Source organism: Candidatus Bealeia paramacronuclearis, from assembly GCF_035607555.1.
GTDB classification, from domain to species: Bacteria; Pseudomonadota; Alphaproteobacteria; order UBA9655; family UBA9655; genus Bealeia; species Bealeia paramacronuclearis.
On the sequence record NZ_JAVHWZ010000002.1, the window covers coordinates 77,024 to 99,124 of the forward strand.

A 22,101-nucleotide genomic window follows, 5' to 3' on the forward strand; every position below is an offset into this window, starting at 1 on the left:
TTTTGACAAAAGTACCCCAAGTTCCCAATGAAAATGATGCCCCTGCGCTTTTAACTCCCCAGCAAAGCAGAGAGCGCCAAGAGCGTTTGGCCAAGGCATTGCGTGAAAATCTCCTCAAACGCAAAGAGCAAATGCGAGCCCGTTTAATCCAGATGGAAGCGGCTTTAAATCAGAATTATGAAAAGGATTCCGAAGTTGTTTAATTAACTCTTCCTTAATCTTTTTTTCGTATAATAATTCAAAGAGTTGTTTGGAAAAAGGCGACCTCGCTTATGGGGAAGAAAAATAATCATAAAGAATTCCCTTATCTGGACCGTGAAATCTCATGGATTGCTTTTAATGAACGTGTTTTAGGGCAAGCCATGATGACGCAAAAACCGCTTCTCGAGCGTCTTCGATTTATTGCCATTGCTGCTAAAAACTTAGATGAATTTTTTATGGTGCGTGTGGCGGGGCTTAAAAACCAGGAAGCAGCAGGACTTGAGCGTAGACATCCTGAACCTGTGAGTTTAAAATCACTTTTGGATCAAATTCATGAGCGCGCCTCCGCTCTGATTCAAAATCAGTTTAATGTTCTTCAAACTCTAAAAAAGGAACTTGAGTCCGAAAACTTTTTTCTTGTAACGGCTGAGGGTTTGATGAAGTCAGACAAAGTTTGGCTCAGTACTTATTTCAAAGAGGAGATTTTCCCCGTACTCACACCTTTGGCGGTAGACCCTGCCCATCCTTTCCCGTTTGTTGCAAATTTAGGGATGACCGTAGCCCTTGAGATGGAGAATCCCGAAGGGGAGATTTTAAAAGGCTTGGTACCATTGCCCCTCAAAATTAAAAGATTTATTCAGCTTCCCAATCGGGGCTCGCGTTTTATTGCCCTTGAAGATGTGATCTCGCTTTTTATTCCCAAACTTTTTCCCGGGTTTATTTTGCGTGGCATGGGATGTTTTCGCGTTGTGCGCGATAGTGAAGTTGAAATTCATGAGGAGTCCGATGACTTTGTGCATTATTTCGAAGCGGCCCTCAAACAACGCGAACGCGGCGCTGTTATTCTTTTAATGATTCAAAAATCTATGCCTCCAGACCTGCGCGCATTTGTGGAGGAGGGGCTTGATCTTTCTATTGGGGAAGTGATGGAAGTAGACGGGATGTTGGGTCTTTCAGATTTGGATCAGGTCATCATCTCCAAACGCAATGATCTGCAATACAAGCCTTATGTTGAGCGCTTTCCAGCGCGAATTCGAGAATTTGGTGGAAGTTGTTTAGCTGCCATTAAACACAAAGATTTACTCGTCCATCACCCTTATGAAAGTTTTGACGTGGTTGTAGATTTTTTAAAAGAAGCCGCGCGTGATCCCAACGTGGTCTCTATCAAGCAAACGCTTTATAGAACCTCGAACGACTCCCCCATTGTGGCAGCACTTATTGAAGCGGCAGAAAATGGAAAATCCGTCTTGGTCATCGTTGAACTTAAAGCGCGCTTTGATGAAAAGGCAAATTTAAAATGGGCGCGAGATTTGGAGCGCGCCGGGGTTCTTGTCGTCTATGGACTTTTGGGGCTCAAAACCCATGCAAAACTTTCTTTGGTGACGCGTCGTGAAGATGGGCATCTTAAGAATTATGCTCATTTTGGAACGGGAAATTATCATCCCCAAACTGCAAGGGTTTATGATGATCTCTCTTTGTTTACGGCCGATCATAAAATTGTGGAAGACCTCTGCAAAATTTTTAATTATGTGACAGGATCGGCATCACCTAAAAAACTTAAGAAACTGGCGTATTCTCCCCTGAGTCTTAGATCCACGTTGATTGAGCATATTCGTGGAGAGAGAGATTTTGCCAAAGCAGGAAAGCCTGCCATAATTTGGGCCAAGATGAATGCGTTGGTGGATCATGAAATTATAGATGAGCTTTGTTTGGCTTCTCAAGATGGGGTTAAAATTCATCTGATTGTGAGAGGAATTTGTTGTTTGAGTCCTGAACTTCCCGGCGTTTCAGAGAATATTCATGTTAAAAGTCTCGTGGGGCGCTTTCTCGAACATTCTCGTATTGTCTGTTTTGGAAATGGTCATGATCTTCCTTCTGAACATGCCAAAGTTTTTATTTCTTCTGCAGATTGGATGCCCCGAAATTTTGACTGGCGATTTGAAAGTTTGGTGCCCATTGAAAACCATACGGTCAAATCCCAAATTCTAGATCAAATTATGATGGCTTATCTCAAAGATACCGCCAATAGTTGGTCTTTGGGCGCGGATGGAAATTATACCCAAATCAATCCAGAGGGAGAGGGATTCAATGCTCACCACTATTTTATGCGGCATCAATCTCTTTCAGGTGGTGGGTCCATGACTCATGATTTGCATCTTCCTCATTTAACTTTAGAAGAACCGGAAATTCTACCATGACATTTGCAACATCCCCCGTCATTGGTGATCGCGTGGCCGTTATTGATATCGGATCCAGGTCTTTACAACTTGTGATTTACGATCATTTTGGTCCGGCTCCCATTTTACTTCATAGTGAGAAAGTCGTTGCCTTTTTAGGAAAAAATCTTACAGAAACGGGAGTGCTTCATCAAGAAGGCATGGAGATTGCCAACTTTAATCTCAGTCGATTTGTGAGTCTTGTTCGTGATCTGAATGTGAGTTATTGCGCCATTATTGCAACGCAAGCCTTACGGGAGGCTAAAAATGGTAAGGAGTATATACGGTTTATTGAAAACCTCTGTGAGGCCAAGGTTCAAATTCTTAAAGGAGAAGAGGAAGCTATCAATTCGGCGCGTTCTATCCAATGGGCGTTTTTAAATCCTCAAGGTGTGATGGGAGATTTGGGCGGCGGAAGTCTTGAACTGGTGCGTTTTGACAAAGGAGAGCCACAGGAAAAAATAAGTCTTCCTATTGGACCCTTGCGTATTGAGAGTCTTTTTCAAGAGTCTATAAGCAAAGCGCAAAAATTCCTAGAAGAAGCTTATCGTAACATCACATGGATTAAAAAACCAAAGTCACTCTACCTTGTGGGAGGCGGTTGGAGAACGCTTGCAAATTATCATATGCAAAAGACAAACTATCCCATTCCTATTTCCCAAGGCTATCATTTGTCGCCTCATACAACATCACGATTGTGCTCAAAAATTATCAAAGCCAATCCTGAGGAATTGGCGTCTTGGTCACGCGCGACTGCAGGGCGAAAATTAACTTTACCCATGTCGGCGCTTGTTTTAAAAGAGCTTCTGAAGGTCACACAGCCGCAGCAAGTCGTCTTTACCAGCTACGGCTTAAGGGAGGGGTACTTGATGAATCAACTTCCTCCTGAGTATCAAAAAGAAGATCCCTTTTTGTGGGCTGCTAAAGAATGGAATAAAAGATCTTCCCGTCTGCCTGGATTTGCTGAAGCTTTATATAAGTGGTTAGATCCCCTGATTGGAGAGGATCAAGCCTTAAGACGTCTTACTTATGGTGCTTGTCTGCTCAGCGATGTTGTCTGGCGAGACCACCATAACTTTCAAGCGGAAATCATGTTTGAAAGAGCACTTTCATTGCCCTTTGTGACATTAACCCATGATAATCGAGCTCTTTTAGCATTCATCCTGTATTTAAGGTATGGTGGAAAATTGGATAGGCTCTCTTTGCCAAAAGTTCTTACGCTTTTGACAAAAGATGAATTGAAATGGGGGCGCATTATTGGAAGTGCTATGTATTTAGCATACACACTGTCGGCAGGAAGCCATGAGATTTTAAATGGAACAAAACTTCTTGTGGATGATGAAGAATTGCGCTTGGTTTCCAATTCTGATCCACGACTTTTTGAAGGATATGAAGTCCAAAAACGCTTTCAAAAATTGGCAGTCCTTGTTAAGGCGCGGGGATCAACTTAATTTTGTTTTTTTTAAAGACGATGCCAGTTTGTCCCTCAAGAATTTTTTGGGCATCTTCTCCAAAAACGGTATAGCGCCAGCCTTCCAAAAAGGGAGCTTCTTTTCCAAGGCTTCTTACAAAAGTTTCAAGATCTGAAGATGTCGCTAAAAGTTTGGCTGCCACATTGTGTTCATCGGCCTTAATGCGCAAAAGCATCTTCAACATTTCAAGGGCTGAGTTCATTCCAGGCGGAGAGGGGAGTGTAGCCTTCATCTGAGGGCATTGATCAAGAGGAAGCGCGAGAGCACTTTTTACAACTGAAATAATGTCTTCCCCAAGACGACTGTTAGCAATTGCAGGGTTCAGCCCCCTCATTCGCCCAAGGCTATCTTTATCTTTAGGCGCAATGGCCGCAATTTCCAAAAGCGTTTCATCCTTAAGAATACGGCCCCGTGGCACGTTTCGCTTTTGGGCTTCAATTTCTCGCCAAGCTGCAAGTAGCTTTAAAATCGCTAGCATGCGGGGCTTTGCGGTGCGATAGCGGATGCGTTCCCACTGCTTTTCGGGATCAACTTTGTAAGTGTCAGGACTGGATAAAACCTTCATTTCATCCTGAACCCAAGATCCACGGTGCGTTTCATCCAGGCGTTTTTGAAGTTTTTCATAAACCGTTCTTAAATAAGTCACATCACCCAAAGCATATTCAATTTGACGACTACTCAAAGGGCGACGAGACCAATCCGTAAAACGCTGAGATTTATCAAGCTTGGCTTTGGCCAAAGTTTCAACCAAGGATTCATAAGAGGCCGATTCGCCATAACCGCACACCATGGCGGCCACTTGCGAATCAAAGAGGGGGGAGGGAACCGCCTCTCTTAAATTATAGAAAATCTCAAGATCTTGGCGGGCCGCATGAAAAACTTTGAGGATTTTTGGATTGTATAAAAAATCCAAAAAGGGCTCAAGATTCAACTCCTGTGAAAGCGGATCTATGGCCACAGCCTCATCTTTGGTTCCGACTTGGATAAGGCACAGTTGCGGCCAATACGTCGTTTCGCGAATGAACTCCGTGTCAATGGTGATGAAAGTGTCATTTTGAGCGCGTTCTATAAAAGCCAGAAGCTCAGATGTGGAGTGAATCAGTGTCATGGCGGTGAGTATAATAAAACTTTTCAAGAAAAGATACACTCATCCTGACTTGAAGTTAATCTCCAAAATAGTACTAGGATCACTTTTTAAAAAAAATGTTGAGTTTTTGATTTATATTTTGTATATAAACTATATGTTTTTATTATAATTTTGGATTCAGGAGATTTTATGGTGTTTTTATTGAATTGTTATTTTTCAAAAAATTTTACGAGCGTATTGGCACTCAGTGCATTGACTCTGTCGGGATTCTCAGTCCCGCTTTATGCTGCTGACGATAATAAAGAGAATGAAAATACGTTTTCAATATCCCCCAAAGAAAAAGATCTCAATAGCAAGAGCGAGTCCGTTGAAACCAATTCCCCTCAGAAAAAAGACATTAAAGTTGCTGCGGATGTTGAAGGAGTGACAGAGCTACTTGAGGCATTTCAAGCATTTAACGAGGATTCTCTTTCTTATAGAAACGAAGTCGGAGCAGTACAGCATGCTTATCTTATTAATTATTATGAAAAAAATGAACCTCAGGAAGGTGCTGTTAAAAAAGCTTTTGCCTTCTTAAAGCAAGGTATTCCCTCTCTTTTTGGAAAAACCATCGACGAGCTTAAAACTGAATTAATCTGTATTTTTGAGAATGCTTTTGAAGGTGTAGAATTCAAAGAAAGTGCACAGTTTCAAAATTTAAAAAATTATACGGCATATCTTATGAAGGCTCTGCCAGAAGAGGTACGTAAGAAGTTTTCTGACTTTGTAAAAGATCATAAAATTTCAGATGAGTATAGAAATTTAAATCAAGATGAAATTAATGAAAATTATAAAGCAGAAAATCTTCTCCTTCAAAACCTTTTTAATAGCAAAAAACTTGCCGAAAAAAGCAAACTCCTTTCTCCTTTAAAATTTTGAGACACTTAACTAAAGATAGATAACGTGATAAGATGGCTTATTTAAAGGGGGATAGGCCATGGAATGCAAGAAATGTAATTCAGTTCAGTATGTTAAGAATGGAATGGTCAGAGGGATCCAACGCTACCGCTGTAAAAGCTGCGGCTGCAACTTCACAAATACACCTAAGCGCGGAAAGCCAGAGGCCATGAAAGCCTTGGCAATCCTTTTATATACATTGGGAAATGCAAGCTTTGGAATGATCGGAAAGGTTCTTAAAGTCAGTAATGTCGCTGTTTTGAAGTGGATTCGAAAAGAGGCAAAATCATTGGAAAGGCCTGCCGTTCCATCTGACCTTAAGCTCGTTCAAATCGACGAGATGTGGCATTACGTGAATGGAAAAAAAACAAAATTTGGATCTGGAAAGCCTTTGACCCTGTGTCAGGGCGAGTTATCTCCTGGACTTTGGGTCGCCGTGATGATCGAACAGCCAAAAGCTTAATCGACGAAATCGGCACGAGGGATCTCACTTTCATCACGGACGATTGGGAGGGATTTCATCGTCTAATTCCTGAACATCAACTTTTTACTGGCAAGGATTTAACCTACCCAATCGAGCAGGATAACAGCAACACACGTCATTATCTCGCGCGCTTTCGAAGGCGCTCCAAGGTCACGTCTCGAAGCCATGAAATGGTAGATCTTTCCTTACTTCTTCTTTACCATCTCTCCAATCCTGAAGTCTTCAAAAAATATCTGGACTCTTTCTTATCTATCTTTAGTTAAGAGTCTCTTTAAATCAGATTTTAATGCTCATTTGGCCGCAAATACTACTAATTATTTTGATATGATTCTTGAGAAAATCTATCCAAAAACGAAAGAAGATCAGTTGATTTTTGAAAAATCATTTTCCCCCCTCGTGAGTACTTTGTGGAATATTAGCTCTCTTTATCAGAAACACCTGAAAGAGGGATTTGAACCTTTATTTATACAGGACTATCATTTTGATACGATTTTTTTTGAAGCGGCCCAAAACCGAGTGATGTATAATCCTCAAACTAGGATATATAGATTTGTTGATATTAATGACAAGTCTGAGTTTATTTTTTTTCAAAATATGGGTTACGTTCTTTATGATTCGCCTAACGTGAATGAAATTGCTGAAAATCTTATCGCAAATATGGGAAAAACACAGAATAAAACAAATATTGATCAGGTGCAGACCTTATTCAAAAATAATCCAAAATTACTGCAAAACATCCCAGATGATTTTCTGATTAAACGAGGTCATCCCGAACTTCTTTTATTTAAAAAAGATCAAGCCAAGGCATTTGTGAAAAAAAACATTTCTTCAAAACCTAAAGTGTCGGCTAAGCCTTCTAGTGGAAAGGACCTTCAATCAAAACCTTCTCACAAAAAAGAAATCATTTCTGCAAACTCTGAATCCATAAAAGTTTCCACTCCTGTAGCGGTAACTTCAGAATTAAAATCCTCTACGCCTTCTGTGGTTCAGGCAGAAAAAAAAGAGGATGTCAAAATTGCGTCTTTCTCAGTTCCGACTATGACTCTTGTAATGAACACGAAAGGGGAAAGTATACCAAGGAATCCTCTCGTTAAAAAAGGGAAGAAACACGTAGTAGACCCAAAACCCGCTCCCAAACAAAAACCACTCAATTCTTCAGGAAAGAAAAATGGTGAAGTTTCCTCGATATCTTTAAAAGAATTTCAAGAGTCTATTGACTTCGAGGCTATTCCGGAAAAATCACTCAGGTCTGTTCTCGAGGATTTGAGCAATCCCCAAAAGACTTTTAACACAGCGGACATTAAAAAGATTTTTGAAAGCTTTGGAGCAACTTTTACCTCAGATAGCGGGGGATCACATGGCACCCTGAAATTTAAAAATTTCACGCCTCTTACACTTATTGAACTTCATGGATCTGGACGAGATTTCTATGGACCCAGATCAATGGCAAAATTTAGAAGTGTCTTTCTTGAATGGTTTGGAAAAACCATCGAAGAGAAAAAGGACTAATCATGGCGGTAACGCTCCAACCGTTTCCCTCAGGCTATGTACAAGATCTTTTGTGCATCGTCTCTTGAGGAACGGCGGAGTTAACAATCTCACGCTGGCGCCACACCCAGTAGTTTATCGCGATTGAGCTTTTTGACTTTGGAAATCTTAAGAGAAATGTTGCCTTCTTTTTGCCCTAGTTTTCCTAAAAAGAGGGGGAATTTTCCACTGCATAAAGGAATCAATTCGCTCGGTTTGGCTTTAAAAACAATTTGAGATCCCTTTTCCCATTTGAGGACTTCGCTGAGAGGAATTGAAACCGGATCGAGGATTGCTTCAAGATCTACATTAATTTCGAAAAGTTGTTCCTCAAAGTGGTTTTCCCAAATGGAGTCTCGTCCGAATTTTTCGCCCATGACCATTTGTAAAAGTTGCTCACGTACGGGCTCTAGAGTTGCGTAAGGAATAACAAATTCCAAAAATCCGCCGCGTTCGTCCATTTCAATTTTAAGGCGAATAAGGATACAGGCATTGACGGGCCTTGCGATCACTGCAAAGCGGGGATTGCTCTCTAGGTTTTTGAATTTAAATGTCACTGGAGAAAAAAGACTGAATGACTTTGTAAAATCTTCAAGCAGAAGATGAATCATCCGCTCAACCAAATTTCGCTCGATAGTTGTATAGGGGCGCCCCTCAATTTTGGTGATCCCGGGCCCTTTTCTGCCGCCTAAAAGAAGATCCACAATGGAATACACAAGGTGCGTATCGATTGTCACAAGTGCCGGATTTCCCCATTCTGCGGCCTCAAAAACACTGATGAGAATCGGTAAAGGAAGCGAATCAATATAATCTCCAAAACGAATGGAGTCAATTTTCTCAAGACTAACATCCACGATATCGCCCGTAAAATTCCGAAGTGTTGTGGAAAGAAGTCGCACCAAACGATCAAAGATTACCTCGAGCATCGGCAGACGCTCATATGTCACATGACTCGATCCAATGAGAGCTTTGAGACCTTGAGATTCCTCAGAAGCGTCACCGCTAATCCCTAAAAGGCTATCGATTTCCTCTTGGCTGAGTTCATGACTGAGGGTCTCTTTATCCCCTTCTGCCATTACGGACTCATCTGCGAGCATTTGTTCTTGAGCTTCTGCGCTCACGGCGGCTCCCCAATTTTATAATTATTATTTTTCTAAAGATTAACATAAATTACATCTGCCGCAAGCAAGAATCCCTTGCGAGATCAAATTTAAAAGGCTAAAAAATGGGATGGATTGGGTCGCACAACTCACAACTTTATTACTTAGTGGAGTCCTTGCGGGATTCTTGATTGCGGCTCCTGTGGGCCCGATTGGCATTTTGTGTATTAAACGAAGTCTTCATCACCATTTTATTCTCGCATTTTTAACAGGTGTGGGCGCCGGACTTGCAGATACATTTTATGGAGCGGTGGCCTGTTTTGGATTGGCAAGTATTGCCTCTTTATTACATGAGTACGATCCCCTTATCCGATTTGTAGGAGGTGGCGCTTTGATTGCAGTCGGGTTTAAAGTGATGCGTGACCACCACCATTTAAAAAATGACGTCAATAATGAATCTCAAGCTTATTTCAAAGCGCTGACCTCTGCGTTTTTCTTAACTCTCGCCAATCCCGCAACCTTGATTGCCTTTACGGCAGCCTTTGCCACATTGGGGCTCAATTCCCTCAATCGCTCTGCTTTTCAAGCAGGAACCGTTGTGCTTGGGGTTTTTCTTGGCGCCACAATGTGGTGGCTTGTGCTGTCTTCAGGCGTTTACCTTTTGCGAAAAAAACTCAACGACGATGCGCTCACCTGGATCAATCGTGTCTCGGGCACGGCTCTTATTGTTTTTGCAGTTTATCTTCTCTGGACAAGCCATTATCTGATTTGAGGCATATCTACTCCTCACCCTTTAAGACATTGGGGAAATTTCGCAATGCCGCGTGATGGACGTAATCCTCAATCTGGCCCTCAAAAAGTTGAGCATGGCCTTTGGCGGAAATGGCCAGAATGTGAGTGGCCACTGAATCAATGAAGGTTCTGTTATGACTTACGAATATGACTGTGCCCTCAAATTCATCCAAGGCTTGTGCTAAAAGCTCGGAAGAGGCCATATCCAGGTGGTTTGTGGGCTCGTCCAAAAGCAATAAATTGGCATCTTGTGAGAGAAGGCTGGCCAAACCTACCCGACTTTTCTCACCCCCCGAAAGTACGCGAATGGGTTTGAAAACATCGTCCCCTTTGAGTAAAAGGGCGCCTAAAAGTCGCCGCGCTTTTTGTTCGGAAAGATTGGGGGCAGAGGACATCAAATTCTCCAGGGCCGTTCTTTTGGGATCAAAAACATCGAGTTGTTCTTGGGCAAAGTAGCGCATTTCCACATTGTGACCCCATTTGAACTCACCCTCAAGTGGTGGAATTTTTCCTGCAATGGTTTTTAAAAGCGTTGATTTTCCAATGCCATTGGCTCCGATAATTGCAATTTTTTGCCCACGCTCAACCCGGAATCCTATTTTTTTCACCAGAGGTTGCGCGTATCCCACGGCAAGGTCCGTGACTGTTAAAGCCACGCGTCCAGATGGTTGAGGTTTTTTTAAAGGAATTGCAACTTCCGCATCTGGGGAGTTAAAATCAATGGAGTCCTCAAGAACCTTAATTTTCTCAAGCATTTTGAGCCGACTTTGAACTTGGCGAGCTTTGGAGGGTTTGGCGCGAAAGCGACTCACGAATTTCTCAATTTCTTGAGATCGACTCTGTAGATTTTTTGCCATTTGCTCATTTTGCGTATTTTTGAGCTCAAAGGCTTCTAAAAACGCATCAAAATTGCCTTTATAAGCAGTAAGCGTGCCGCCTTTTAAGTGAAGTGTATTATTTGATAATCGGTTTAAAAGGGCGCGATCGTGAGATACGAACACAAGGGTTCCAGTGAAATCCTGAAGGTAGTCCTCAAGCCAGATCATGCTGGGGAGATCCAAGTGGTTTGTAGGTTCGTCCAATACTAAAAAGTTTGGGCGATTCATGAGCATTTTCGCAAGCTCTAAACGCATGCGCCATCCACCTGATAACGACTTGGGATGCAGTTCAAATTGTGCGTGATGAAAACCAAGCCCCACCAAAATCGCTTTGGCATCTGCCTCTAAAGCATAGCCTTCGAGGTCTTGATAACGCTTTTCTATTTTTTCGTATTTTTCATAAAGCGTATCAGAATAATGTGTCTCCATACCATGAAGGGTTGCGTGAAGATCGTGATGCAGTTGATAGACCTCGCCCGCACCCGATAAAGCTTCCTCAAGAATGGTTTCTTTGGGGGTAGGGTTGGGTTCTTGGGGTAAATATCCTAGCCTTAACGTTCCTGGGCGAATTACATCACCATCGTCAGGATCGTCTAATTTGCAAAGAATATTGAGAAGCGTTGTTTTCCCAGCACCATTGGCACCCACAAGGGCGATGCGAGCTTTTTCAGGGAAACGATAATTTACGTCCTTAAAGACATAACGGTCGCCAAAGCGACGAGAAAGATTTTGAAGAGAAATCATTGTGGCACCTAAGTATAATCAAGTCTAAAGAGAAAATGGTGCCGTAAAAAAAGAGTGTTGAATTTTCACGGCACGCTGGATTTGTTGATAATCCGCGTGCCTTAATCATCCTGTGATGATGTGGCCTTTGTTCCGCATATAAAATATTTTCATTATAATCTCCTTTCCGAGAGATATTTATTCTTACCAAAAAAAAGAGAAAATGTCAAATTCTTCAGGGGCACTCTTATGTCTAGATTCTTTCGGGAGTAGGGGCACTTCACTGGTTCGCCCAGACAACTGCGCCGTTGATGACTTTTCCGTTAAAGGTGGCACCACGGCCTAATACCAATAAACCTTGGCGCCCTTGGAAAACCACATTTCCTGCAATTGTAGATTTACTATCAACGTAGAGTATTGGTTCCGTTTTCTTTAGATTTTTAAGATCATAAATAGTTCCTTGAATTGTCACGGAGATACTATCTCCAACATCAAATCCAAAGGATCCACTTTGTTTGTTTTGAAAAACAATGGTGATTCCACGAATGTGAGAATTTATCAGTTCTACCTTATTGGTATAAGCGATGAGACTGTTTAAAAATCGACTTCCTTCCGAAACAAGCGGCCCATAGACCGTAAAAGCTCCCTTTGCCGTTATTGTCTTTAATTCAACTGGACCATGTACCGTTGCATCTCCGATGTCTGATGCTTTGAGTGAAAGGGGGCCTGTCACCTTCAGATGAGATGCTTTTAACCCCTTTGCTGTGAGGGGGCCTGTCACCTCAAGCTTGCCGTTGACATTGAGTGTATCAAGGTCGGAGGGCCCATGAATTGTCAAATCGGAATGAGTTTTATGACTCAAATTGGTTGGTCCATAAAAAACTTTGGGGGTTAAACGGGCAGGTGTTAAATCCGTCGCATTAAGGGGTGATACCAGCGCCACAAGGGTAATAAATGAAAAGTATGAAAAATGCATAATCCACTCCGAATAGAATAATTAAAAATTAACTTACAGTTCAGGCTACCAGATTTTGAAAGAAAGTACAAACTTGGCAATTGCCCATTCATCAATTTCCTTAGAGAAAGAAGGGCACGATGCCATAAGAGCACTGTGCCACTCGACCCTTAAAAAAACTCACTTCTCTTTAGGTGTTTCAGGGTTTTGGAAGGCAATGCCCTCTTTTTGCGCATAAGGATCCTCACCACGCTTGAGAGGCTTTTTGGTAGCTAGAATTTCGATAAAACTTTTCACCGATTTCACCCCTTTGATCGCGCGGGCCTCTTTTAAGACGGCATCTAGTTCTTCACGACTTTGTGCGATTCCAAAGATGTAAATTGTCTTATCAAAAGTTCTTAGCGTATAATTTTGGAAGGGGATTTTGTTATTGAGCATCATATTGGATTTCAATTTCGTGGTCATCCAAGCATCTCTTGTGAATTCATCAAATCCTTCGCCACCACCGACTTTGAGTTCGTTAATAACTTGCTTGATACCAGAGACTTTTTTCAAAGCCTCCAAAACTTTTTTCTCTGTGAGTTGATCTTTAACATGACCCACAAGGAGGACTTTGCCATTGTAAACGGTCACATCAATGCCCGTAGCATCCGCTTTTTCCACAACCCATTTGTAGGTGATTTCAGAGCGAATGCGGTTGTCCCTCGCAACGCCATCAATGCCACGTGACTCTGTAGCGGCCGTTCCCACAACTGCAGTGCCGCCCACAATCAGTGGGACAAAGCATCCACTCAAAAGAACAGGAAGAGTTCCCAATGCGATTAATTTTTTTACAACCATAATGCTCTCAACTCCTTTAAGACGTCATCCATGCGGATCGAATATGCTCTGGCCATCGCCAGGGCGCAATCAACACTACATCAAATCGAATGGTTTGAGGAGAGGGGCCTTTCCAATTTTGAAGGAAATATTCTCCCGCCCGTTCAATACGGCGTTTTTGATGGGGTGAGATAGATTCTGCTGCAATCGCTTTAGTCTTGCGTGCTTTGACTTCCACAAACACGAGGGAATCATTACGTTTGGCAATCAGATCGATCTCTCCCACAGGGGAGGCAAAACGGTGGTGTAAGATATGATAGCCTTTGAGTCTTAAATAATAAGCTGCGAGTTTTTCCGCAAACTGTCCCCATCTCCAAGCCCTCAGACGTTTTTTAAAGCTTGTCTTGGAGATGGAGAGCCAAGGCGTAGAGTTCTTTTTTGCTTTTCCCGGTTTCATCTTTAAGGGCACTGACGGCCTCCTTTGTTGAATACGATTTTAATAAAATTTTAAGACGTTTTTCAATCTCTTTTATTGAATTTTCATCGTCTTTGCCTTCGCCAGAAATCAAAAGCACCATTTCACCTTTGGGAGGGTTGGTTTCAATCGAATCGAAAAGATCTTGTAAAGACAGATGTCGGACTTCCTCAAATTTCTTGGTGATTTCTCGTACAAGAGCCGCATCCCTATTTCCAAGAACCTCTAACGCATCTTTGATTGAGGCTCCAATTCGATGGGGGGACTCGAAGAAAACAAGAGTTGCGGGTAGATTTTTTAGATTGCGGAAAGCGTCTTGCCGGGCCTTGCTTTTATTAGGGAGAAATCCTCCGAAATAAAAAGGGTAGGGGGGGAGACCTGAAAGACAGAGTCCGGCCAAAACGGCGGAGGCCCCGGGAATAACTGTATAAGGAATTTGGAGACGTTGGCATTCAAGCACCAATTTATATCCAGGATCCGAAATCAATGGCATTCCCGCGTCCGTAATCAAAGAAATGGATTCACCTTGGAGGAGCTTTTCTAAAAGCTTGGGACGCGCTCCTTCAGCATTATGATCGTGATAGGGAAAAAGAGGGCTATCAATTCCAAGACTAACAAGAAACGGTTTTGATGTACGGGTGTCCTCACACGCGATTAAATCTGAGGCCTTCAGCATTTCAATCGCGCGCAATGTTATATCCCCCCTATTTCCAATGGGGGTGGCAACCAAATAAAGTGGCATTTACTTCACTCACTGAAAAGGATAGGCTCCTATCATGCCAAACTTTCAGAGGATTAGGAATGCTTATCCGTAAATTTTCTTTAAATGCACTTCGATGGGGTGCTGTTATGTCTCTGGCCCTGGCCATTGTCTCCTGTGGAACAACCTCAGAAAAGCCTGTTCTGCCAGCGCCACCACCACCTAAGCCGTCTGTTGTTAAACCGTTGCCGACCAAACCTGTAATCAAGCAAGAGATGCCTCAAACAACAAAAGTCGGATTTGTAGTTCCGCTTTCAGGTTCTCATGCGGAATTGGGACGCGCCCTTCAGCAATCAGCACAAGTCGCTCTTTTTGATATGAAAAAAGATGGCGTGGAATTGGTTTTTGCAGATTCTCAAGGTACTGCCGAAGGTGCGCATAAGGCGGCTCAAGAGGTCATTAGAAAAGGCGCTCAGATGATTATAGGCCCTGTGTTTGCCGAAGAAGTACAAGCTGTTAAAGCGCTTGTTTCTGCGCGGAAAATTCCACTGTTGGCCTTTACTACGGATAAATCCATGGCTGATGATAATGTGTTTGTTTTAGGGTTTTCGCCTCAAGAGCAAATTGAGCGTGTTTTGAAATATGCCGCATTTCAGGGTCTCATTCGTGTGGCGCTGCTAATACCCTCCAATCCTTATGGAAAGTTGGTGGAGGAGGCTACAAATCATCTTGAACAGCAGGGCCTTATCACCATTGTAGCCCGTGAATCTTATGCGTCTCAAGATATCGGAACGCCGGCTTTGACCTCAAAAATTGAGAAAATTCAAGCAGCCACTCCACAAGCACTTTTAGTGCCGGAAGGCGGGAAATCTTTGATGGGGCTTTTGCCTTATTTGGAATCTTATGCGTTGACTTCGCAAAGTGTTCAACTTTTAGGATCAGGTCAATGGGACTCTTCCGACGTCTGGAAAATTCAGGGTCTTCAAGGGGCTTGGTTTGCCTCACCTGCGCCTCAATTAAGGCAAGAGTTTGAGGAACATTATAAATCTGCGTTTATCTCTCAATCTCCTCGGATTGCGCCTCTGGCGTATGATGCGGTGGCTTTGGCGGCCGTGCTTTCTACCAGAGGTAATTTTTCCCCACAAGCCCTTGAAGTAAAACAAGGCTTTTCTGGAATCGATGGCATTTTCAGATTCAAAGATCACATCGCTGAGCGCGGACTTTCGATTTTGGAAGTTCGGGAAGCTCAGGTTGTGGTTCGAGAAAATGCCCCTGATCGTTTTTGAAGGGGACGGTTACATCTCGACTTCTTCTAAAGTCTTCGTTAAAAATAAGGCGAAAGAAGGGCTCTCACATGAATGATCTTTTTGAAATTCCAGTTTCTAATTTGACGCTTGAAGAAGCAAAAACTGAGCTTGCGCATTTGGCTAAGGAAATTCAGCGCCATGATGTCCTTTATTATTTAAAAGATCGGCCAGAAATTAGTGACGCGGACTACGATCATCTTAGGGGCCGAAATAGCGCGATTGAAAAACGTTTTCCTGAGTTAGTTCGCAAAGATAGTCCCACATTTCGCGTGGGCGCGCGGGTCGTTTCACAATTTCATAAAGTACGCCATCAAAAACCAATGTATTCGCTGGACAACGCATTTGATGAGGTGGATGTTCGGGAATTTTTGAGCCGTGTGATTCGATTTTTAGGACTTTCAGAGGAGGCGCCTTTAGAAATTGTGGCTGAGCCTAAAATCGATGGTCTGGCCGCCAATCTTCACTATCAAAAGGGGCAATTTCATTTAGGCGCCACCCGCGGGGACGGAGAGGTGGGCGAAGATATTACCGAAAATCTCAAAACGATTTCGGACATCCCGCGTCAGATTTCTCTGGGGGATGAAATGGGTATTCGTGGCGAAGTCTATATGAAGCATAGCGATTTTATGGCGATTAATGCTGAGCGTGAAGCCCAAGGCGAGCCGGTTTTCGCCAATCCCAGAAATGCGGCTGCAGGTTCCTTGCGTCAGTTGGATGCACGGATTACAGCCGCAAGACCCCTCCATTTTTTTGCTTATGCTTGTGATGATGTGAAATGCCTTCCAGTGAGCTCTCATTGGGCGTTTTTAGAATCCTTGAAAACCCTTGGATTTGTCGTTAATCCATTGGCAAAGTTATGTCAAAATGTCGAGGATGCGCTTTCTTATTACGAAGATCTTAAAACCAGCCGTGCAAATTTGACGTATGACATTGATGGTGTCGTCTTTAAAATTAATCGCCTGGATTATCAAGAGCGTTTGGGATTTTCAGCGCGCGCTCCCCGTTGGGCTATTGCGTATAAATTTCCGGCCGAACAAGCGCAGACGATTTTAAAAGAAATTGTCATTCAAGTTGGGCGAACAGGAACATTAACCCCGGTAGCCCATCTTCAGGCCGTGACTGTGGGGGGCGTTGTGGTCTCGCGCGCCACTTTGCACAATGAAGATGAAATTACGCGAAAAGATGTGCGCGTAGGGGATACCGTTTTCATTCAAAGGGCAGGAGATGTAATTCCCCAAGTTTTGGGGGCTATCCTAGAAAAACGCCCTTCTCAATCAGCTCCCTTTTCTTTTCCGACCGTTTGCCCCATTTGTGGAAGCCATGCGATTCGATTTCCCGGAGAAGTTGCCCGAAAATGTATTGGAGGCCTTATTTGTCCGGCACAAGTGTCATTGCGGCTTCGGCATTTTGTCTCTCGCGGCGCCTTTGATATTGAAGGTTTGGGGAGCAAGCATATTGATGCTTTTTTTGAAAAGGGGCTTTTAAAAACACCTGTGGACATTTTCACACTGGAAGCCCGAGACTCAAAATCATTAACGCCTTTGCGCCTGCAAGAGGGGTGGGGAGGGCAGTCTGTCCAGAATCTTTTTGAGGCGATTAATAGGCGTCGTGAGATTCCGCTCTCCCGTTTTATATATGCTTTAGGGATTCCGCAAATTGGGGAGGCGACCTCAAAACTTTTGGCGCGCCATTATCAGAGTTTTGAAGCCTTTGAAACGTCTATTATCGGTGCACAAAATCCTGAAAGTGAGGCTTTTCAGGACTTAATTGGGATTGATGGTATTGGCTCCAGTATGGCCGAGGATTTAATTGCGTTTTTTGATGAGCCGCACAATCGGGAAATTATTCAAAGTCTTTTGTCTGAAATTAAAATTCTTGAGGCAGAAAGACCACAAACGAGCACTCATCCTCTTTTTGGAAAATCCGTTGTTTTTACGGGAACGCTAGAGAATATGAGCCGTTCTGAAGCTAAAGCAAGAGCTGAAATTTTGGGTGCAAAAGTGTCAAGCTCTGTTTCGAAAAAAACAGATTTTGTGGTTGTAGGAAAAGATGCAGGATCTAAAGTCAAAGATGCTGAAAAATATGATATCCCAATCCTCAATGAAGAAGATTGGGAAAAGATGTCTCAAAAATAGGAGTCTATTTTTGAGAAAATAATTTCTTTTTTTCTTCTAATGTGTCCTTAATAATGTCTTGATAATGATCGTATTCTGGTAAAAAAATAATGGTGGAAAAAAGCTGTTCGGCAAGAGTTACATGATGTTCTTCAAACTTTTCATCTTTATTTGCGAGAAGCCATCCAAAGCTCTCATATCCGCTGAGATGAACGCGAGCTTGAAATCCTGTTGCACGTAGTCGATGAATCAGTGAGCATGAATAATCTTGAACGATACTATTATCATTTGTCTTCATACTGTGTTGATGTTTTACATTCGTCAATGCGGTTTGGGCGACACGATGAAATTTCGTTTCTTTGAAAATATTAGAAATTAACGTCTCAAGTTCTGCTACGGTTTGATTTTCATCTGACACAAGCAATGCAATTTTGTGACAGATATCGTCATCATTTTCTCCTGGGAGAAAACTTTTTTGAATGTCTTCCCAAGAATGCTTTTTTTTGTTGAGCACTTTTGACGAGGTGATGTTTTCTTCCTTAAGAAATTTTTTATTAAACATTGCATCAAGCGGTTGAGAAAGAAAGAAGGGCACACTTAAAGCAAGAGAAGAGATCAAAATACGCATAGACAACATCCTGTGTTAAAATCAAATAAAATTTAAACCTGATTATATCTAATAATTTTTTGATTTAAGTTGTCAATGGGCTTCTTCCCAATTGTCTCCAATCCCAATTCCAATCACGAGTGGAATTGAAAGAAAACAAATAGAAGACATGACTTTCTGAATGATATTTTTTGTGGGCTCAAGATCTTTTTCCAAGACTTCAAAGACCAACTCGTCGTGCACTTGCAAAATCATTTTCGCATCAAGGTTTTTTTCTTTTAAAAGAGGAGGGATGCGAATCATGGCTTTTTTCATGATATCTGCATTGGTGCCTTGAAGCGGCGCGTTGATCGCTTGTCGTTCGGCAAAGCCGCGCTTGTTAAAATCGCGATCGTGAATTCCAGGCACATAAACGCGTCTTCCGAAAAGTGTCTTGACATACCCTTTTTCTCGACCTTCTCGTTTTTTCAGCTCCATATAATCGTTAATTCCTGGATAAAGCTCAAAGTAAAGCTTCATATAATGGGCGGCTTCAGTTTTTGTGACACCTAATTGCTTGGCAAGACCAAAAGAACTGATGCCGTAAATGATGCCGAAATTAATGGCTTTGGCCTTTCTGCGTAAGGAGGAATCAACTTGATCTTGAGGAACTCCAAAAACTTGGGCGGCCGTTGTGGTGTGAATATCTTTGCCTTCGAGAAAAGCCCTTTTCAAAGACTCAATATTAGCCATATCCGCAAGCAGTCGCAGTTCAATCTGAGAATAGTCGGCAGAGAGGATCTTGTGTCCACTTTCGGCAATAAAGGCGCGGCGGATTTTTTTGCCTTCCTCTGTTCTGATGGGAATGTTCTGTAAATTCGGATCAGACGAAGACAATCGTCCCGTATTTGTAATCGTTTGGGAAAACGAAGTGTGAACGCGGCCCGTCCGTGGATCAATTTGTTGAATGAGGGCATCCGTATACGTGCTTTTGAGCTTTGAAAATTGTCGCCATTCAAGGATGCGATCGGCAATTTCATAGCCTTGGTTGGAGAGGTCTTCTAAAATGTCGGCTGAGGTGCTAAAAGCTCCGGTTTTGCCTTTTTGGCCGCTGGGAAGGCCTAAATTTTGGAATAATACTTCGCTCAATTGTTTGGGCGAACCCACATTAAAAATAACGCCCGCCTGTTCTTGAATTTGCTTTTCTAAAATCTCAAGGCGTCCGCCAAATTCATGGCTCAGTTCTTTTAAGGATTTTGCATTGACTTTGACGCCAGTCTTTTCCATCTCAACCAAAACGGGGACAAGAGGACGGTCGAGGGATTCATAAATGCTAAGCAAATGCTCACTCAAAAGTCGAGGCTTTAGAGTTTGATGTAATTGGAGCGTGATGTCCGCATCTTCGGCGGCATATTCGCAGGCTTTGTCTAAAGGCACATCGGCAAAGCTGATTTTTTTGCTGGCCGTGCCCGTCACATCTTTATAGGAAATGGCAGTCACATCAAAATGAAGTTTAGCTAATTCGTCCATGCCGTGGCCATGTTGTGCGCCATCCAAAACATAAGAAATCAGCATCGTATCATCAAGGGAAGTAATATTAAGGCCATAGCGACTTAATACTAACATATCGTATTTAATGTTTTGCCCAATTTTGAGGATCCCGGGATTTTCAAGAATGGGTTTGAGTTGAGCCAAAACATAATTGAGGGGAAGTTGTTCGGGAACCTCTCCCTGATTTAAAAGATCTCGTGGCGGTAGATTGTGACCTACGGGAATATAGCAGGCTTCATGGGCATTAAGAGAAAGGGAGATACCAACAAGATCGGCCGCTAAGGCATTTAAAGACGTTGTTTCCGTATCAACCGCAACAAAACCTTGGACACGAATGCGTTTGATCCAGGATTCGAGCTGAGGTTTCTCAAGAATCAATTCATACTTTCGTTCGGAAGGCGGCGTTTTTTTAGACTCTTCCTTTTGGCGGGAAAGTCGTCCCAAGAGATTTGTAAAATTTTGGGTCCTTAAAAAAGAGGCGATTTTTTCATCATCCACTTGAGGAAGCGCAAATTCAGAGAGCATTTTTTCAACGGGAACATCAGCTTTTAATGTTACCAACTGTTGGGAAATGAGCGCTGACTCTTTATTATTGTGAAGGGTTTCGCGACGCTTGGGTTGCTTAATACTTTCAAGGTTTTGATAAAGAATTTCAAGGTCGCCAAAGGTGTTGATAAGTTCTGCTGCGGTCTTGACCCCAATTCCAGGAACGCCTGGAATATTATCGGAAGTATCCCCTGCCAAAGCTTGAACATCACGGACCTTATCGGGGGTAACACCAAACTTTTCAAAAACCTCAGAGGCCCCGATAGGTTTGTTTTTCATCGGATCCCAGAGGCGGATTCCCACATCTACAAGTTGCATCAAGTCTTTGTCTGAAGAGACGATGGTGACTTCAGCGCCTTGAGCTTGGGCGGCGCGTGCGTAAGTAGCAATCAAGTCATCGGCCTCAAATCCGCGCATCTCAATTTGCGGTACGTTGAAGGCTTCGCAGGCTTCGCGAATAAGTGGAAATTGAGGGATGAGTTCAGGCGGTGTTTCAACACGATTGGCTTTATATTGAGGGTAAATTTCATTGCGGAAATTCTCACGTGCCGAGTCAAAAACGACAACAATATGATCCGGTTTTATCTCTTTCAAAAGCTTGATGAGCATATTGGTAAATCCCAAAACTGCCCCCACGGGCGTTCCATCCGGGCGGCTTAAGGGCGGAAGGGCATGAAAGGCGCGAAAGATATAGCCAGAGCCATCAATAAGATAGAGGTGTTTAAGGGGGATTTCGGTCATGAGACCCTCTTAAAAAATTGTTTTATTGCTGTGGCTTTTAAAATAATAAGGCCCGATGAAATGACAAGGGTTGTCCCAAAAATTCGCGGTAATGTCCATTCCATCCCTTCAAAAAGAGCGGAGACGTTCATGGCAATAACGGGTGCTAACACAAAGAAATAGTTGGCTTTTCCAACACCCCAGGCCTGAAGAAAAAGATTATAACTTACAAAAACAAATCCTGAGAGGAAAAAGCTGAGATAAAAAAGTGAGATCAAAAATTCAGGTTCCCAGAACCATAAGAAAGAGCGGCCCGAAAGGAAATAAACGAGTCCATTAAAAAAGGCTCCCGTCAAAAGTCCATAGGCCGTTCCTTGGATTACGGTGAGGGGCAGTTTTTTGAGATGCACGGAAAGAAGGGAGCCTACGGATGCAAAGCTCAAGCACATCAAAATAAAACTAAAACCAACCATTTCCCGTGTTGAAATTTCAATTTTGCTAAAGGTGTTATTATTATCTAGCGCAAATAGAAGTCCAATTAAACTTAAACATCCTGAGACCAAAATCGTTTTTTGAACAGGTTTTTTGTTCCAGAAAGAGTCAAGGAGAGAACTTGGAATCATCAGCAGAGACAGACCCATGGCCACAATGCCTGAAGGTAAATAATCCACCGCCTTGTAACAGCACCAGGTATTGAGATAATAAAATGTGATTCCAAATGCCGCAAGCCAGGGAAGATTGGCGACAGGGAACTTTTGGAATTTTTCACCTTTGAACTTTGAGAAGAGAAGAAGCCCCAGGCCTGAAATCAAAAATCGGTAAAAAACGGCAAGGTCTGCAGGGACATATTGAACCTGTATGCGAACAAAGATCCAACTAGAACCAGCGAAAAGAAGTGAAAAAACAAACAAA

20 protein-coding genes are annotated in these 22,101 nt (G+C 42.7%); 10 read left to right on the forward strand and 10 right to left on the reverse strand.

The window, feature by feature from the left end:
* The first annotated feature begins 2 nt into the window (after positions 1-2).
* The 3 genes from Bealeia2_RS05105 (at position 3) to Bealeia2_RS05115 (ending at position 3,868) form a co-directional block, all read left to right on the forward strand.
* Positions 3-203: a hypothetical protein gene (locus tag Bealeia2_RS05105; RefSeq protein WP_331256043.1), complete on the forward strand. Its 201-nt coding sequence runs from the start codon at positions 3-5 to the stop codon at positions 201-203.
* Positions 204-272: 69 nt separating this feature from the next.
* Positions 273-2,399, forward strand: a complete 2,127-nt coding sequence (locus Bealeia2_RS05110; protein WP_331256044.1) for an RNA degradosome polyphosphate kinase — start codon at positions 273-275, stop codon at positions 2,397-2,399.
* On the forward strand, positions 2,396-3,868 hold the full coding sequence (locus Bealeia2_RS05115; protein ID WP_331256045.1) for a Ppx/GppA phosphatase family protein: 1,473 nt from the start codon (positions 2,396-2,398) through the stop codon (positions 3,866-3,868). The genes Bealeia2_RS05110 and Bealeia2_RS05115 overlap by 4 nt, the downstream gene beginning before the upstream one ends.
* Here Bealeia2_RS05115 and rnd read toward each other — a convergent pair.
* Entirely contained in the window at positions 3,846-4,997 is a 1,152-nt protein-coding gene (gene rnd, locus Bealeia2_RS05120; protein WP_331256046.1) for a ribonuclease D, read from the reverse strand. The genes Bealeia2_RS05115 and rnd overlap by 23 nt on opposite strands.
* Positions 4,998-5,399: 402 nt before the next feature.
* Here rnd and Bealeia2_RS05125 point away from each other — a divergent pair, with 402 nt between their 5' ends.
* The 4 genes from Bealeia2_RS05125 (at position 5,400) to Bealeia2_RS05135 (ending at position 7,905) form a co-directional block, all read left to right on the forward strand.
* Entirely contained in the window at positions 5,400-5,894 is a 495-nt protein-coding gene (locus Bealeia2_RS05125; RefSeq protein ID WP_331256047.1) for a hypothetical protein, read from the forward strand.
* Positions 5,895-5,952: 58 nt separating this feature from the next.
* Entirely contained in the window at positions 5,953-6,375 is a 423-nt protein-coding gene (locus Bealeia2_RS05130) for an IS1/IS1595 family N-terminal zinc-binding domain-containing protein (protein ID WP_331255242.1), read from the forward strand.
* Complete coding sequence (locus Bealeia2_RS10550; protein WP_414437814.1) at positions 6,312-6,659, forward strand: IS1 family transposase; 348 nt, start codon at positions 6,312-6,314, stop codon at positions 6,657-6,659. Before Bealeia2_RS05130 ends, Bealeia2_RS10550 begins: the two co-directional genes overlap by 64 nt.
* A gap of 331 nt (positions 6,660-6,990) precedes the next feature.
* Positions 6,991-7,905 carry a hypothetical protein gene (locus tag Bealeia2_RS05135; RefSeq protein WP_331256048.1) on the forward strand — a complete coding sequence of 305 codons (915 nt, stop codon included), beginning with the start codon at positions 6,991-6,993 and terminating at the stop codon, positions 7,903-7,905.
* An 89-nt stretch (positions 7,906-7,994) separates the two neighbouring features.
* Here the strand turns inward: Bealeia2_RS05135 and fliM are convergent, their stop codons facing one another.
* A complete protein-coding gene (gene fliM / locus Bealeia2_RS05140; protein ID WP_331256049.1) occupies positions 7,995-9,044 on the reverse strand; it encodes a flagellar motor switch protein FliM in 1,050 nt (349 codons plus the stop codon).
* Positions 9,045-9,153: 109 nt separating this feature from the next.
* On the opposite strand from fliM, the gene Bealeia2_RS05145 reads away from it, so the two are divergent.
* Positions 9,154-9,795: a LysE family translocator gene (locus tag Bealeia2_RS05145; protein WP_331256050.1), complete on the forward strand. Its 642-nt coding sequence runs from the start codon at positions 9,154-9,156 to the stop codon at positions 9,793-9,795.
* Between the two features lie 7 nt (positions 9,796-9,802).
* Here the strand turns inward: Bealeia2_RS05145 and Bealeia2_RS05150 are convergent, their stop codons facing one another.
* The 5 genes from Bealeia2_RS05150 to rsmI all read right to left on the reverse strand — a co-directional run bounded on the left by Bealeia2_RS05150 (position 9,803) and on the right by rsmI (position 14,407).
* Positions 9,803-11,437 carry an ABC-F family ATP-binding cassette domain-containing protein gene (locus Bealeia2_RS05150; RefSeq protein WP_331256051.1) on the reverse strand — a complete coding sequence of 545 codons (1,635 nt, stop codon included), beginning with the start codon at positions 11,435-11,437 and terminating at the stop codon, positions 9,803-9,805.
* A gap of 259 nt (positions 11,438-11,696) precedes the next feature.
* On the reverse strand, positions 11,697-12,392 hold the full coding sequence (locus tag Bealeia2_RS05155; RefSeq protein ID WP_331256052.1) for a hypothetical protein: 696 nt from the start codon (positions 12,390-12,392) through the stop codon (positions 11,697-11,699).
* A 159-nt stretch (positions 12,393-12,551) separates the two neighbouring features.
* A complete protein-coding gene (locus Bealeia2_RS05160) occupies positions 12,552-13,211 on the reverse strand; it encodes a BON domain-containing protein (protein ID WP_331256053.1) in 660 nt (219 codons plus the stop codon).
* Positions 13,212-13,227: 16 nt separating this feature from the next.
* On the reverse strand, positions 13,228-13,659 hold the full coding sequence (locus tag Bealeia2_RS05165; protein WP_331256054.1) for a YraN family protein: 432 nt from the start codon (positions 13,657-13,659) through the stop codon (positions 13,228-13,230).
* Complete coding sequence (rsmI, locus tag Bealeia2_RS05170; protein WP_331256055.1) at positions 13,583-14,407, reverse strand: 16S rRNA (cytidine(1402)-2'-O)-methyltransferase; 825 nt, start codon at positions 14,405-14,407, stop codon at positions 13,583-13,585. The genes Bealeia2_RS05165 and rsmI overlap by 77 nt, the downstream gene beginning before the upstream one ends.
* Positions 14,408-14,466: 59 nt before the next feature.
* On the opposite strand from rsmI, the gene Bealeia2_RS05175 reads away from it, so the two are divergent.
* Together Bealeia2_RS05175 and ligA are read left to right on the forward strand one after the other, a co-directional pair.
* Positions 14,467-15,651, forward strand: a complete 1,185-nt coding sequence (locus Bealeia2_RS05175; protein ID WP_331256056.1) for a penicillin-binding protein activator — start codon at positions 14,467-14,469, stop codon at positions 15,649-15,651.
* Between the two features lie 68 nt (positions 15,652-15,719).
* Entirely contained in the window at positions 15,720-17,807 is a 2,088-nt protein-coding gene (gene ligA / locus Bealeia2_RS05180; RefSeq protein WP_331256057.1) for an NAD-dependent DNA ligase LigA, read from the forward strand.
* A 4-nt stretch (positions 17,808-17,811) separates the two neighbouring features.
* Here the strand turns inward: ligA and Bealeia2_RS05185 are convergent, their stop codons facing one another.
* The 3 genes from Bealeia2_RS05185 to Bealeia2_RS05195 all read right to left on the reverse strand — a co-directional run bounded on the left by Bealeia2_RS05185 (position 17,812) and on the right by Bealeia2_RS05195 (position 22,100).
* Positions 17,812-18,414 (reverse strand): hypothetical protein, encoded by a 603-nt coding sequence (locus tag Bealeia2_RS05185; protein WP_331256058.1) that lies wholly within the window; start codon positions 18,412-18,414, stop codon positions 17,812-17,814.
* Positions 18,415-18,486: 72 nt separating this feature from the next.
* The gene (gene polA / locus Bealeia2_RS05190) at positions 18,487-21,210 is read right to left on the reverse strand and encodes a DNA polymerase I (protein WP_331256059.1); all 2,724 of its coding nucleotides are present in this window, start codon (positions 21,208-21,210) and stop codon (positions 18,487-18,489) included.
* Positions 21,207-22,100, reverse strand: coding sequence for a DMT family transporter (locus Bealeia2_RS05195; protein ID WP_331256060.1), 894 nt, complete (start codon positions 22,098-22,100; stop codon positions 21,207-21,209). The genes polA and Bealeia2_RS05195 overlap by 4 nt, the downstream gene beginning before the upstream one ends.
* Position 22,101 lies beyond the last annotated feature (1 nt).